The 13,870-nt window shown below is 39.7% G+C and carries 16 protein-coding genes and 1 pseudogene; 10 read left to right on the top strand and 7 right to left on the bottom strand.

Going from position 1 to position 13,870, the window contains the following annotated elements; genetic code table 11:
- The first annotated feature begins 325 nt into the window (after positions 1–325).
- Entirely contained in the window at positions 326–832 is a 507-nt protein-coding gene (locus NSQ52_RS04970; protein ID WP_017360333.1) for a universal stress protein, read from the top strand.
- 210 nt (positions 833–1,042) lie between these two features.
- On the opposite strand, the gene dat is transcribed toward NSQ52_RS04970, so the two are convergent.
- On the bottom strand, positions 1,043–1,897 hold the full coding sequence (dat, locus tag NSQ52_RS04965; protein ID WP_342473961.1) for a D-amino-acid transaminase: 855 nt from the start codon (positions 1,895–1,897) through the stop codon (positions 1,043–1,045).
- Between the two features lie 295 nt (positions 1,898–2,192).
- Here dat and NSQ52_RS04960 point away from each other — a divergent pair, with 295 nt between their 5' ends.
- Positions 2,193–3,047 (top strand): polysaccharide deacetylase family protein, encoded by an 855-nt coding sequence (locus NSQ52_RS04960; protein WP_024719972.1) that lies wholly within the window; start codon positions 2,193–2,195, stop codon positions 3,045–3,047.
- A gap of 38 nt (positions 3,048–3,085) precedes the next feature.
- Here NSQ52_RS04960 and NSQ52_RS04955 read toward each other — a convergent pair whose 3' ends face one another.
- The 3 genes from NSQ52_RS04955 to NSQ52_RS04945 form a co-directional block, all read right to left on the bottom strand.
- Positions 3,086–3,832: an NAD-dependent protein deacylase gene (locus tag NSQ52_RS04955; protein ID WP_342473960.1), complete on the bottom strand. Its 747-nt coding sequence runs from the start codon at positions 3,830–3,832 to the stop codon at positions 3,086–3,088.
- A gap of 14 nt (positions 3,833–3,846) precedes the next feature.
- Positions 3,847–4,935: a mechanosensitive ion channel family protein gene (locus NSQ52_RS04950; protein WP_047946622.1), complete on the bottom strand. Its 1,089-nt coding sequence runs from the start codon at positions 4,933–4,935 to the stop codon at positions 3,847–3,849.
- Positions 4,936–5,099: 164 nt separating this feature from the next.
- Positions 5,100–5,201, bottom strand: a complete 102-nt coding sequence (locus NSQ52_RS04945) for a YhdX family protein (protein ID WP_017360338.1) — start codon at positions 5,199–5,201, stop codon at positions 5,100–5,102.
- Between the two features lie 306 nt (positions 5,202–5,507).
- On the opposite strand from NSQ52_RS04945, the pseudogene NSQ52_RS04940 reads away from it, so the two are divergent.
- From NSQ52_RS04940 to NSQ52_RS04930, 3 genes and pseudogenes are all read left to right on the top strand, one after another.
- A pseudogene (locus NSQ52_RS04940) lies at positions 5,508–6,288 on the top strand (glycerophosphodiester phosphodiesterase family protein).
- Positions 6,224–6,625 carry a fluoride efflux transporter CrcB gene (crcB, locus tag NSQ52_RS04935; protein WP_045034844.1) on the top strand — a complete coding sequence of 134 codons (402 nt, stop codon included), beginning with the start codon at positions 6,224–6,226 and terminating at the stop codon, positions 6,623–6,625. The pseudogene NSQ52_RS04940 and the gene crcB overlap by 65 nt, the downstream one beginning before the upstream one ends.
- Entirely contained in the window at positions 6,626–6,991 is a 366-nt protein-coding gene (locus NSQ52_RS04930) for a CrcB family protein (RefSeq protein ID WP_007497111.1), read from the top strand.
- Here the strand turns inward: NSQ52_RS04930 and NSQ52_RS04925 are convergent.
- Positions 6,988–7,380, bottom strand: a complete 393-nt coding sequence (locus NSQ52_RS04925; RefSeq protein ID WP_061418534.1) for a hypothetical protein — start codon at positions 7,378–7,380, stop codon at positions 6,988–6,990. The two genes, NSQ52_RS04930 and NSQ52_RS04925, sit on opposite strands and share 4 nt — an antisense overlap.
- A gap of 89 nt (positions 7,381–7,469) precedes the next feature.
- The gene (locus NSQ52_RS04920; protein ID WP_025207018.1) at positions 7,470–8,852 is read right to left on the bottom strand and encodes a hemolysin family protein; all 1,383 of its coding nucleotides are present in this window, start codon (positions 8,850–8,852) and stop codon (positions 7,470–7,472) included.
- A 335-nt stretch (positions 8,853–9,187) separates the two neighbouring features.
- On the opposite strand from NSQ52_RS04920, the gene NSQ52_RS04915 reads away from it, so the two are divergent.
- Both NSQ52_RS04915 and NSQ52_RS04910 read left to right on the top strand, forming a co-directional pair.
- Entirely contained in the window at positions 9,188–9,628 is a 441-nt protein-coding gene (locus tag NSQ52_RS04915) for a MerR family transcriptional regulator (protein ID WP_034620022.1), read from the top strand.
- A 58-nt stretch (positions 9,629–9,686) separates the two neighbouring features.
- Positions 9,687–11,018, top strand: coding sequence for a hemolysin family protein (locus NSQ52_RS04910; RefSeq protein ID WP_008348975.1), 1,332 nt, complete (start codon positions 9,687–9,689; stop codon positions 11,016–11,018).
- Positions 11,019–11,058: 40 nt separating this feature from the next.
- On the opposite strand, the gene NSQ52_RS04905 is transcribed toward NSQ52_RS04910, so the two are convergent.
- Positions 11,059–11,661, bottom strand: a complete 603-nt coding sequence (locus NSQ52_RS04905; protein WP_024719965.1) for a 1-acyl-sn-glycerol-3-phosphate acyltransferase — start codon at positions 11,659–11,661, stop codon at positions 11,059–11,061.
- A 386-nt stretch (positions 11,662–12,047) separates the two neighbouring features.
- Between NSQ52_RS04905 and NSQ52_RS04900 the strand changes: the two genes are divergently transcribed.
- The 3 genes from NSQ52_RS04900 to NSQ52_RS04890 are packed head-to-tail and all read left to right on the top strand — an operon-like array spanning position 12,048 to position 13,868.
- The gene (locus tag NSQ52_RS04900) at positions 12,048–12,539 is read left to right on the top strand and encodes a sigma-70 family RNA polymerase sigma factor (RefSeq protein ID WP_008348979.1); all 492 of its coding nucleotides are present in this window, start codon (positions 12,048–12,050) and stop codon (positions 12,537–12,539) included.
- On the top strand, positions 12,532–13,590 hold the full coding sequence (locus NSQ52_RS04895) for an anti-sigma factor (RefSeq protein ID WP_008348982.1): 1,059 nt from the start codon (positions 12,532–12,534) through the stop codon (positions 13,588–13,590). Before NSQ52_RS04900 ends, NSQ52_RS04895 begins: the two co-directional genes overlap by 8 nt.
- Complete coding sequence (locus NSQ52_RS04890) at positions 13,578–13,868, top strand: hypothetical protein (protein WP_008348984.1); 291 nt, start codon at positions 13,578–13,580, stop codon at positions 13,866–13,868. Before NSQ52_RS04895 ends, NSQ52_RS04890 begins: the two co-directional genes overlap by 13 nt.
- Positions 13,869–13,870 lie beyond the last annotated feature (2 nt).

Genomic DNA, 13,870 nt, shown 5'->3' with positions numbered 1-13,870 from the left:
GACAAATACGCAACATACGCCTTGATTCATCCGATCAATTGGAACATACGAGTCCCTTTTCAATGACCAATGAAGGTGTAATTGTCACGTGAATCAACCCATTCATGCAGTTTGATTTCATTCTTCCAATGATGTTGCACATGACATTTCCTCCTTTTGGCTCTTGAATCTTTTTTTATCTTATAGTGGCTGTCACCATTTTGTCAATAAATATTTTTCAATAAATGAAATTTTCTAACAAAAACACAATCGCTTTCATGTGTATCTTTTTCTCATAACGGGTATACCATGAACGTATAGACTCCTTTTGAAAGGAATGAGGACATTGTTTCAAGCTGATCGGATGGTCGTTGCGTTTGATGGACATGAAGACAGTAAGAAAGCATTAAAGAAGGCAATCGCTTTAGCCAAAACGTTGAATGCCAAGCTGACCGTTGCTTACGCTCATGATGGGAAATCCAGCAGACAGGTGTTTGATGCACCTCGCCCAATGACTGGCGGCGCTTATATCGGAGGCGGCATGGCAGACCTTCAAACACCCCCTGTGTATGTACCTCATGATGAACAGCAAAGTCCCTTGATTTTTGAAGATCATACAGAAGAGGTCGTTGCAGAAGCAAGAATGCTGTTAAATGAAGAGCAGTTTGAAGCTGCGATTGAAATTGTTGAAGGGGAGCCTGCAGAAGCGATTATCGAATACGCTGAAAAGATTTCAGCAGACCTCATCGTCATGGGAGCACGTGACCAAAGCAGATTGAAAAAAATGCTCTTTGGCAGTGTGAGTGAAAAGTTATCGTCCAAATCAGATATACCTGTACTGATCGTGAAATAAATGTCATCACAAAAGGCTAAAATGAACTTTATTTTAGCCTTTTGTCTTCTTTTCAGCGTGATAGAAAACCTTTGCAGCCCTAGGAAGGACGAGTACTGGCGCGGAGCGAATTTGACATTCGTGAGCACCAGCACGCAGGACTGACACCGAATGCGAGGGTTTGTCTACACGCTGAAAGGCTGTAAACATTGGTTTACAGCCTTTTTCTTCTTACGAAGAAATAGATGCTTCGCTTTCATGCTTAATTTTTTTCTGGAACCCTTCCTGTACACGCTTCGTGATCTCTCCTGGAACACCTTCCCCAACTGGCTGACCATCTATCTCTACAATTGGAATCACTTCAGCTGTCGTTGAACTGATGAAAATTTCCTGTGCATGCAAAAGTTCGTCTTTACTCATGCGGGTTTCTTCCACACGACATCCTTCTTCCTGACAAACCTCTAGCAGCTTTCTACGTGTAATGCCGTTTAAAATCAGGTGATTTGCTGGGTGTGTACGAATGACACCGTCAATGATGGCATATACATTCGAGGACGTCCCCTCTGTCACAAAGCCGTCTCTTATTAAAATCGCTTCAAACGCACCAGCTTCAGACGCTTTCTGCTTTTCCATGACGTTATATAAAAGGTTTAAGCTTTTAATATCACACCTTAACCAGCGAAGATCTTCAGACAATAGTGCTTTCACACCAGCTGTCTGCTCTTGAATAGGCTTTTTCACTTGAAATGTATATGCCGTAATCTGAGGGGTAAGTGCACCATATTGATGTTTACGAGGTGCGACGCCTCGCGTGACTTGAATATACACGCCGCCATCAATCACTTGATTATCTGCGACTAGCTTCTTCAAATTCTCTTCCATATCGGATACTGTACCTTGCAGATGAATGCCGATTTCCTTTGCACTCTTGAATAGACGCTCAGTATGCTCTTTTAATGTAAACAAAGTCCCATTATATACGCGGATGACCTCATAGACTCCGTCGCCAAATTGATAGCCTCTGTCTTCAATATCAACATGTGCATCTTTTTTTTCAATAAAATCCCCATTGTACAATACTTTCATATGGAATCTCCCCTTCGCTTTGCTTAATGGTTGAATCTGATGCTATCTTAGCGGATAAATGTAAACGTTTCAATGATTATTCAGAATTATTTCATATCCATTTGACTGGATAACCTTCTATTGTAACAAATATAGATTCATAACCAAAAAGATTCCAATTTTTTAGCATCTTCTATATTCATAGGCTCTTTTTTCCTGTATACTTACTCCATATGAGCACGACAAAAAACAGCGAAAAAAGACAGAATCCACTACATGATTCGACACAAACTACTGATTTATTGGAGCGATTGTAATGCAACGGGTTACGAAAAAACAGACACCTTCAAACACGATGCTGCTCTCAAAGGCGATTGGTCTAGTCATCCTGACATTGATCCTTTTTTTCATTTGGGATATGTCTAAAACCAATATGCAGGCAGCAGATCAACCGAATGAAGTGTCTGCGAGCAGTCCATTTCGAGACACAAGTACAAGTCTGAAAGCAAAAGATGATTCGCCAAAAACATTAGATGCACATTTTAAGATCAATCCAAACAAACATGTAACGGATCAAACGATCTTTTTGACCTTTGATGATGGCCCTTCTGCTACATCAAATCAGCTGTTAGATGTGCTAAAGTCACAGCAAGTGAAGGCCACATTTTTTATGCTCGGGCCGCAAATCAAAGAACACCCAGCAGCTGTGAAAAGACTTCATCAAGAAGGTCATCAATTAGGACTTCATGGCATCACGCATGATGTGAAACGCTTTTATCAAAAAAGTGATTCTCCTGTAAATGAAATGAAAGAAGATCAACGTATATTGGCTTCTGTTACTGGTGAATATACACATCTTGTGAGAACACCTTATGGCAGTTCTCCAAACTTAACAGACCAGCAAAAAACACGTTTAAAACAAAAAGGCTTTGTATACTGGGACTGGACCATTGACAGTCTTGACTGGAAATATAAAAGCTCAAAATATGTACCAGAAGTATTAAATCAGCTGCAGGTACTTGAAACCAAGTACCCGAAAGAGCCAAAAATCATCTTAATGCATGATCAGCCAGCTACTGCAAAATACTTAAACAGTCTGATCACACAATTAAAGGCGAAGGGCTACACGTTTGAAGTCCTTGATGAAACAATGAAGCCACTTCAACAATAAAGCAAACCCGCACCTATTGGATGCGGGTTTTTTATGATTTATAAAGCATTCACAAGCTCGCCAATTCGTTCGTGAAAGACAAGATCAAACAGCGGATCGAATTCCGTTTCACTTAAATTCATCATGACCTTAAAGATGGAAGGATGATGAGCAGCATCTTCTGGAATATATCGGGCTGGTGCCACTTCTAAGGACGTTCCCATGACGAGTAGCATGTCCGTTTGCAGGAGCGATTTCTCCACTTGATCAAAGTGCTTCACCATGTCCCCAAAAAGGACAACATCTGTTTTAAGTACTCGTCCACATGTACGGCCGTCTGATGAAATCCACTCACAAACCGGTACCTCTTCTTGTAATAAATAAGGCAGTTCGTATGTTGACCCGCATGATGGACATGTAGCTGTTTGAATGGAACCATGCAGTTCATACACATGCTGGCTTCCCGCTTTTTTATGCAGACCATCGATATTTTGCGTGAAAATATCCACGCGTTTTCCTTGCTTTTCTAAATTGGCTAAAAAAGCATGTCCAGCGTTTGGCTCGTACTCTCCACTCATCTTCATTTGAAACAATTCTTTGAATTTCGGCCAAAATTGATGCGGATGTGATAAAAAGTAGGACCGGCTCATTGCCTCCATGCGAGAAGTATCTTCTGTCCATAGTCCACCCGTTGATCTAAAATCGGGAATTCCCGATTCTGTGCTCATCCCAGCACCTGAAAGGACTGTAATATGTGAGGCCTTTGATAATCTCTCTCTTAGCGCTGCCACTTTTGTTTGATCCAACCACCATTCCTCCTTTATTCACCGAGCTGTTTCTCACCTTTTTGTTTCATATAAATGGTCTGTCCAGGGAAAGCAAATTCTACCCCTTCTTCATGGAAAATATCAATAATGCGATAGTTAATATCCTGCTTAATATCCAGGTTTTCAGACCAAGCCGTTGTGTTTGTATAAAAGTTAAAGAATAAGTTTAAATAGCTGTCTGCCAGCACATCGAAATTCACCATAATCGTTTCCTTATGAACCCCATCATGATCATAAAGCATTTGCTTCAGACGTTTGATGCACTTATCAATGTTTTCTTTCGGTGTATTGTAAGATACGCGAACGGAGAACGTAATTTGACGTTTATTCATTCTCGTCCAATTTGTGATCGGCTCCTTTGAAAGGGTCGAATTTGGCACGGTCACCACCGCTTCAGCAGGTGTTCTAAATTTTGTGCTTCGGAAGGTAATGTCCTCTACAGTCCCAAGTACACTTGGAGTCTCTACAAAATCGCCCATTGTAAAAGGCTTCTCTGTAATAATCACAATTCCTCCAAAAAAGTTCGCCACTGTATCCTGCGCAGCGAGCGCAAAAGCAAGACCACCTAGACCAAGCCCTGCCACAAGTCCGTTCACATCATAGTTAAACTCTTGTGCAATGACGCTAATACTCAGTGCAATAATCATAAACCGAAGAACCTTTGATAAAAATGGGGCTAAAATATCATCCATCTCTAATTCAAATTTTGAATTCACTTTTTGAAATAAGAAGGAAGAAGCTGCGGTTAGATTACAAAGTCCCCACGTCAGCATCAAAATAATAGAGGATCTATACAATTTGACAATGACATCCATATGGTGCTCAAAGTATGGGGCTTGTCTTAACGCAAAATATAAGCCTAGTGCCACAAAAAACAGTCTCGCAGGTTTTTCAAACGCCACGACAATTTGGTTAATGACTTCGGTTTTAGACCGGTTTGTCAGCTTAAAGAGCAGGTGAAACAAGTATTTCGTAAATACTTTTCGAAGTAATAAAAAAAGCAATAAAATACAAAGGCTAATGCCTATTTGGATCGCAATATCGACTGTAAAATATGTATCCATCCATTTTTGTGTAAACATCTCTGTCTCTCTCCTTTAAAACAATCCTCTCTAGTTTATAATATAACCTTCGTTTATGTCCTCTCCTAAATGTCTGACCTCTATATAAAAAGCCTCGGGACCTATCCCGAGGCATGATGTTCAATTATGAAATTTTGGCTTGAGACATATCGACGGGCAGCAAACTACTTTTTCTTCTGAGCCTGATCAAGGAGAGTCGCTTTAAACATTTCAGCATCCGTTTCGGCCTTAATACGTTCTTCCACTCTAATTCTCCCTTTACCCAATCATCTCGCCTCCTTTTCATCATTATAAAACATCAGAATTTTCAGTCAACATGACGAAAGCACTAATATTTTGACGAACGCTGACGATTTGGACAAAATTGATCGAAGAAAAATTGATGTAATTCAGGTTTACTCAATCAAAGCTTGCTCTATTCCTGTAAATTTTTCAAAATGATACATCAAGCTTTTTCGGTACATGAGGTTCCATGATAATACGGCGCTCTTCTTCTCCATATAGTAAAGAAGGAAAACCACCAAAGCATTTGATATGATAAGACCAGAACTTATGTCAGGGAGCTGGAGCAAGTGTATATTATCGCACATAGAGGGTCATCAAGCGCCGCACCAGAAAATACAATCGCTGCGTTTGATGGAGCTGTCGAGCAAGGAGCAGATTATATTGAATTAGACGTACAAATGACAATGGATCAGCACGTCGTCGTCATCCATGATGATACCGTTGAGCGAACGACGAACGGAAACGGCTTAGTCAAAAGCTATACACTTGATCAGTTGAAAAAACTGGACGCAGGAAGCTGGTTTGACCAACAGTATACGAATGAACGAATTCCAACATTACAAGAAATTCTTGAAAGATACAGTCAGCGGATTGGGATATTGATCGAGATCAAACACCCAAAACGGCAGATAGGAATCGAAAAGGCCGTTGTCGACATCATCAATCGGTTTGCCTATTCTCGTCATATCATCATTCAATCTTTTGATGTTCATGCACTACAAAGAATTAAAGCATTCGCCCCTTCTCTTCGCACAGCTTTGATTATAAAGCCTGATGCATTTAAACTAACGAAACGAAAGTTAACGACATACAGCTCGTTTGCAAATTGTCTTAATATGAAGAAAACGATGATCAATAGATGGTGGATAGACCGCATCCACACATTCGGGATGGATGTGTTTATATGGACTGTAAAAGATCAAAAAACAGCGGATCGAATCAAAAAATATCCAATTGATGGTGTGGTAACGGATAACCCGCTATTTTTTCAAAAGGAGAAATGATGCACATGAAAACTTATTTCGCCGTTTTTATCGGTGGATTGATTGGTACACTTTGCAGATATGAACTAAGCCAAACTGTCATCAGCCAGACATTCCCATATGCAACGATGATTGAAAATATTTCCGGCAGCCTGCTTCTTGGTTTTGCGACAGGATACTTTCTATTTCAGAAAGGAAAAAAATATCTTGCAGCTTTGATTGGAACAGGGTTTTGCGGCGGGTTTACGACCATGTCCACCTTTTCTAAAGAGACAGTTCTTCTGTTACAGGCAGGGCAGTTCAATTTAAGTATGATGTACATCCTGCTCTCAGTCATTGCTGGAGTAGCCGCTGCTTTAGCTGGCCTGATCCTTGCTGAACGGCTCTTTCATCAAAATAAGCAGCAGAAAGGAAGCAGATAAATGATTGTTTTTTGTACAGCTGTAGCTGGAGGGATCGGTAGTGCATGTCGTTTCTTCATCAGCCAAACAATCCAGAAAACTCCCTCCCATGCCCTTTTCCCGTACAGTATTATTTTCATTAATTTATTAGGTGCAGCCGGTTTAGGTTTTCTCACAGGCGCTGTAACGTCCAATCATCCACTGCTAGTGATCATAGGAACCGGTTTTTTTGGCGGCTTTACCACATTCTCTACGTTTAGTGTAGAATCTGCGACGATGCTGATGCAGCGTCAAATAGGAAAGCTTGCTGCCTATTTACTTGTGACAATCATCGGCTCTTTATGCCTTTTTGCGGCGTTTTATCAAATAGGACAACTTCTGTTTTAAATATCTGTGATGGCAGCTAGGCTGATGAGCAGTTGATCCATCAGCTGGCGCTTCATTAAAAATAGTGTCTTCTCACTATAGCCGATTTCGATTGCACATTTTGCCATGCGCCAATCTCGAAAATACTTATAATCAATGAGCTGCTTCTCTATTTCATCCAATTCTTTTAAAGCCGTTTCAATACAAGCAACAATCAGTTCATACTGACTTTTCTGCTCTTCTAATTTTTGACGTGCCATATGATGATGTTGGAGAGAACTTCGCTTTTCAAGCTGTCTTTCAATATTTAAAATGGCTGCTTGATAGTTCTTGAAATTTTTTAAATGAAACTCAATACGTTTCATTGAGGTTTTTTTCTCCGCGATACTTGCTGTTTCATACCAGAGCATGTCCATCCCCCTTTTACGAACGTTTGTTCTTATTATATACGAACATACATTCTCAAAAAAGAGGCTAAATACCTAAAAAAACCTTGAGCTTATTTTTCGCTCAAGGTCATTTCATTTACTAACAGCGGCTCTTTTATATCAAGCCCTGTGCGTGTATTTTCTTTTTCTGATGATGTGACGCCTTTTTTCAGGTCGATCTTTTTCACATAGCGTCCATCCATCTCCAAGACCTTCATCCGAATATCATCAAGGTAAATGGATTGTCCTTCTCGGATATCAATGTTCTCATTTAAGATTAGCCCGCCTATCGTATCAATTTCTTCATCATGATATGACATTTCGATCAAATCTTGAACTTCCTCTAATCTCACTTTTCCATCTAATATATAATGATGCTCCGCTCTCTTTTGAATGACCGGCTGCTCATCTTCATCGAATTCATCTCGAATGTCTCCAACAATCTCTTCTAAAATATCCTCCGTTGTAACAAGTCCAGATGTCCCGCCATATTCATCCGTTAAAATCGCCATATGCATTCGATCGCGCTGCATCTTGACGAGAAGCTCTTGAATTGGAATCGTGTCAATCACTTCAATCACTGGATAAATATAATCTTGAAGCTTCAGTTGATCTTTCTCTCCTAGATACACAATATCTGCAAAGAGCTGCTTTTTGTTGAGCATGCCAATGACATGGTCTTTATCCCCTGAAAACACGGGGAAACGTGTGTACTTTTCCTTTGTCATGATCGCCAGTATTTCGTCTAACGGCATATCTTCTGGAATCGCACAAATTTCTCTTCGCGGTATCATAATTTCTCTTGCGATTCGATTATCAAAATCGAATATCTTGTTCATATAATTATACTCTGATGAGTTGATTTCCCCATTTTTTAAGCTTTCAGATAATAAAATCTTTAATTCCTCTTCGGAATGGGAATGTTCTTTTTCAGACCCCATATCGATACCCATCATTTTCGTTAGTACACGGGCTGACCCGTTCAACACATAAATGAAAGGATACATAAGGATATAAAATGCATGCAGCGGTCCTGACAGCCAAAGCGTCATTTTTTCTGCCTTTTGTATGGCAAGTGTTTTTGGTGCAAGCTCGCCAACAACTACATGCAAAAAGGTAATAATAGAGAACGCAAGTGTTGCTGAGATCAGGCTGATTGCTGAATCAGGAATGTTTGTCAAACCAAAACCTCGAACTAAAAGTTCTTTTACTGCCGGTTTACCGATCCACCCTAAACCAAGGGATGTCACTGTAATACCGAGCTGACAGGCTGACAAATATTCATCTAGCCTTGATGTCACCTTTTTCGCCATGATAGCCTTTTTGGACCCTTCGGCAACAAGCTGATTAATTCTTGAACTTCTCACCTTTACAATGGCAAATTCAGATGCAACAAAGAAAGCTGTTAAAGCAATCAAAACTCCGACTATACTCAGATTAACAATATCGTCCATTTAACCTTGCTCTTTCTTAGAAGAACAAGGAGTCACCTCCTGATTGATGATGTTGTCTTTTGCAAAACGGTTAACTGATTAAATAAGACTACTTTGAGGGCCCCACTTAACCACCTCCGGTTCACGTAAAATCCGTCTCTCTACATATTTATGAAACGGTATTCATTTTATCTTACCATAAATAATCTGAAAATTCCTGTATCGCTACAGTATTTTAGAGATGACAACCTAAATTGATGGAAATGCCCTTTGTTTCTTCATATTGGCAGGAAATCTGAACAATTATCTTGTATTTCAGACTCGAATTATATTAAACTATTTTCATAAACTATAACGTGACGGTTAGGAGGAGATGTTCAGATGGGGCTGAGAAAAAGTATCGTATTGGTGAACTAGCACAGATTGCACAGGTGACGAAGCGAACTGTAGATTATTATACGAACCTAGGGTTGCTTGCGCCTGTTAGATCTTGCTCTAATTATCGTTATTACGATGAACATGCTTTAAAACGATTACAATTAATCGTTCTTTGCAAACAGCAGAGATTGGCTCTTTCTGACATCAAATCCAGATTAGATGAACAATTCCCTTCTCAAAAGGAAGATCCTGATGAACTTGTCCATTTAACCTCTGATATCGATCGGATGAATGAGCATATGGACCGCATTTTGGTACGTTGTAAGCAGCTTCAGCCAGAACAACGTGAAAAATTAAAAGAACAGCTTACACCTGAGAAGATGACGGCTGTCCAATCATTTTTACTGCTGTTAAGTTAAAATTTTTACTAAACAGGAGGTGTTACCTTCGTTCTCAAAGTCAGAACGAAGGCCTTAATTGGACATAGTTAATTTACTTATAGTTGCTTTGCTTATAGCTTTAACCGCATTTTTCGTTGCATCAGAGTTTGCGATCATTCGCTTAAGAAGCTCAAGAATTGATCAGTTAATCGCAGAAGGTAATAAAACAGCAGTTGCTGTCAAGCATGTCACGACTCACCTTGATGAGTATCTGTCGGCCTGTCAGCTCGGTATCACCATTACCGCCCTTGGGATTGGTTGGTTAGGGGAAGAAACAATTGCGCATATGCTTGCTCCACTATTTGTAGAGCTGTCCATTCCTCAATCAGCTAGTTCTATTGTCACTTTTATTATTGCGTTTAGTATTATGACGTTTTTACATGTCGTGGTTGGAGAGCTTGCACCAAAAACACTCGCCATTCAAAAGGCTGAGCAAGTGTCCCTTCTATTTGCTAGACCACTTATGATTTTTTACAAAGTGATGTTCCCGTTTATCTGGGTATTAAATGGATCTGCTCGTTTGTTAACGAAAGCATTTGGTCTTCAGCAAGTTTCTGAGCATGACATGGCGCACTCTGAAGAAGAATTGCGGATTATTTTATCTGAGAGCTATAAGAGCGGCGAGATTAACCAGTCTGAATTCAAATATGTGAATAAAATTTTTGAATTTGATGACCGTCTGGCGAAAGAAATTATGATTCCTCGTACCGAAGTTGTCAGCTTCCCTCATGATATTACCATTGAGGAAATGCTGAAAGTGACCAAGGTCGAGAAATATACACGTTATCCAATTGAAGATGGCGATAAAGACAACATCATCGGTGTTGTGAATATTAAAGAAGTACTCACTGCATGTATTAGTGGTGAATGTTCCACAAGTGATACGATCGAACATTTTGTAAACCCGATTATTCATGTAATTGAAACAGTTCCTGTTCATGATCTACTGCTTAAAATGCAGCGTGAGCGAGTACACATGGCCATTTTATCAGATGAATATGGCGGTACAGCAGGACTTGTAACAGTTGAAGACATCCTTGAAGAAATTGTCGGTGAGATTCGTGATGAATTCGATATTGATGAAATCAACGAAGTGCGTAAATTGGGAGAAGACCACTACATCTTTGATGGAAAGGTCCTTGTAGATCAAGTTAACCTGCTACTAGGTATTCAGCTTGATAACGAAGAAGTCGACACAATCGGCGGCTGGTTCCTTACACAAAAATATGAAGTCGAGAAAAATGACGCGATTCGTGAACAAGGCTATGAATTTATCATTAATGAAGTCGATGGACACCATGTGGCATACATCGAAGTCAAAAAACTAAACGAACAACTATTAGAAGCAGCTGAAGAAGGCGCTTCTTAAGAAAAAAAACGACCCTTGCCTTAGCAAGTGGTCGTTTTCTTTATCCCTTTTCGATTAACTTAGCTTCAAGTTCTTTGATTCTTGTGTTTAATACTTCTGTCATCGCACCTAATCTTTCTTTTGGCGGCAGATGATCAAATTCAGACTGCTCAATCGGTTCACCAATGATTAAGCGCATTTTCCCCTTCTTAAAAAGGCTTTTTGCATTAGAAGGTCCTTTGTACGCTGCTGGAACGATTGGTGATTTGCCGAGCTGAGCAATCGTAACGGCCCCTCTTTTTAAAGGAACATCTTCCGTTGTACGTGTGCCGCTCGGAAAAATCCCAACGATCTTTCCCTCTTTTAATAATTTAATGGGCGTTTTAATACTGCTTGGCCCAGGATTCTCTCGATCAACTGGAAAAGCATGAATCCTCTTTAAAAATCCGCCGATCCATTTATTTGCAAACAATTCTTTTTTCGCCATGTAGTGGATCTCAAACGGAAGAATTCCTGCGCCTAATGCAAGAACATCCACAAAACCCTCATGCGTACAAGCAATGACAAACCCCCGGTCTGTTGGCAGATTCTCTTTTTGATATACTTTGATTCCGCCTCGGAGAGCAAAAAATGCTTTGACGGTATAGCCTGAAAATTTATACATAGTGCACTTCCTTTGTTTGAAGAATGAAGGATTTGTTTCTATTATAACAAATTTTTTATTACCTGGTACTAAAAATTTTCTCCTGCTGATAAAATAGAGACGGTTCACTAAAATCATCTTTTCACTTAAGATGACCGCTCCTTCTGTATTCAAGCATGTGTTTTTAGGAGAGAATAGAGGAAGAAATGTGTCCAAAATTGTCGTTTTTTGAGTTTTTTTCCTGATTTGTTCTATTGAAAACACTTTATAAATGATGCAAATTTCGCTATGATAAGGAGAAATGATTTTGATTCGGTGAAAGAGATGAGTAATGTACGGCCTATGAGAAGTTTCGTGCAACTTTATGCCTTTCTTATGCGTGTATAACATAGAGGGGAGAAAAATCAGTGACGATCGATGAAATTTATCAAATGTATATGAACGATGTTTACAGGTTTCTGCTCTCCATGACAAAAGACAAACATTTGGCAGAGGACTTATTGCAGGAAACCTTTATGCGTGCTTATATACATATTCATTCCTACGACCATAGCAAAGTGAAACCTTGGTTATTTCAGGTGGCACGAAATGCTTTTATTGATTATGTCAGGAAACATAAAAAAGAAGTGACCATATCGGATGATCTCATTGGCGGCCTTTTACAAACGTCTGTACAAAGTCCCGCTGAACAGATTGAAATAAAAGAAGTCCTCAACATGTATTTGGAGCAGCTTCCAGATAACTACAAGGAAGCGTTGACATTGTATTATTTAAAAGAGCTGAATTACAAAGAAGCATCCAAGGTCATGAATATTACTGAAGCAAATTTTAAAAGTGTTTTATTTCGTGCAAGGCAGCGCCTAAAAGCACTATATAACAGAGGTGTTAATGATGAATGAAGAGTTTAATAAGCGATGGGAACAATATAATAATGGCGAGATGAACGAGGAAGAAATGATGGCGTTTGAAGAAGAGCTCGAAGAAAATGAAAAACGCTTAAGCCAAGAACTGAATGACTCAGATTGGACAGACTTCTCCATCAGTCCTGAAAAACAAAAAGCCATTTTACAATACGGAAAAAGAAAGTCCTATTTACGTATTTCTGTGCTTGCTGTCATATCTACGCTGATTATTTTACCGCTTTGTACACTAGGTAGTTATCTATACTACGGCGTTGGCGGAGCAGACAGTAAAGGCAATCATTTTATGGAAACGGCCGCTGTAACAGTCGCCCTAACAAAACCGAATGTCGCCATTGATATGAAGGATTTAAAAGGGCAAGTCAAACTGTTTGGTATGAACACAGAACTTAAGCTACAAAAACAAATTGGCAATAAAACAGAAGCCATCGGCAGTGAACAAATCGAAATGTTTTTCGATAAATTAAAGCAGCCTACGATCTCTTATTATGGCGACAGCGCACGTAATACGGAGGATTTCTTTACGCACCCTTCGTCTCAGGCAGATACATCTAAAAAACAAACACTCACTACTCTAGACAAGCTACCTGAAGGAACAGTGAGTGAAGTGTATGTATCCTATGACAAAGCATACACACCGAAAGACGTGTATTCATTTGCTAAAAAATATGATATGAAAGTGCTTTGGAATGCGATAAAAACAGAAGATTCATTAAGTGGAAATCAGCGTCCAATCGGTTTTCCCGGGAAAGACTCTGAATTTTTAAAAGAGCTTCAGCACACATCAAAAACAGAGGTTGATCAGTTCAAAGATGCCCTCGCTTATGTCAACCAGCATCCAACCTGGGCAAAAACGATCTCTGGCAGACCTGAACTTGACCTCTCTAACCGAATACGCTACATCAATCAAAATGGTGTCAAGGTTTACGGTTCTGTTGTCACAGGTCCTTCTAAAGAAATAGAGAAATTTGTGAAGACAAAACGCATTAAAACGGCCAAAGTGAGCGAGGTGGAATTATGGAATTGGTAAGAATTTTTAAAGAGCATAATGTGTTTGGCTGGATTTCGGTCGGCACCGCTATTTTATCGCTGCTCATGCTGAACCTCGCCATTATTAGCAATGTGACATTTTATTCGTTTCAAATGCTTCCTTTTGCAATGGCCGCAGTTCCATTCGGTGTGATTGAACTGTTCATTAAAAAAGGCCGCACTGGACCAGGTTTCCTAGGCGTCGTTCTGAATATTTTTGTCATCGTTTGTGTCTATGCGATCGTCTCGATTGATGTCGATCTTCAATTAGGTTTTTAATA

This window comes from Bacillus sp. FSL W8-1141 (genome assembly GCF_038593205.1).
GTDB lineage: Bacteria > Bacillota > Bacilli > Bacillales > Bacillaceae > Bacillus > Bacillus altitudinis.
Note: the sequence above shows the minus strand (reverse complement) of the source record. Positions and strands in the feature narration are given on the sequence as shown.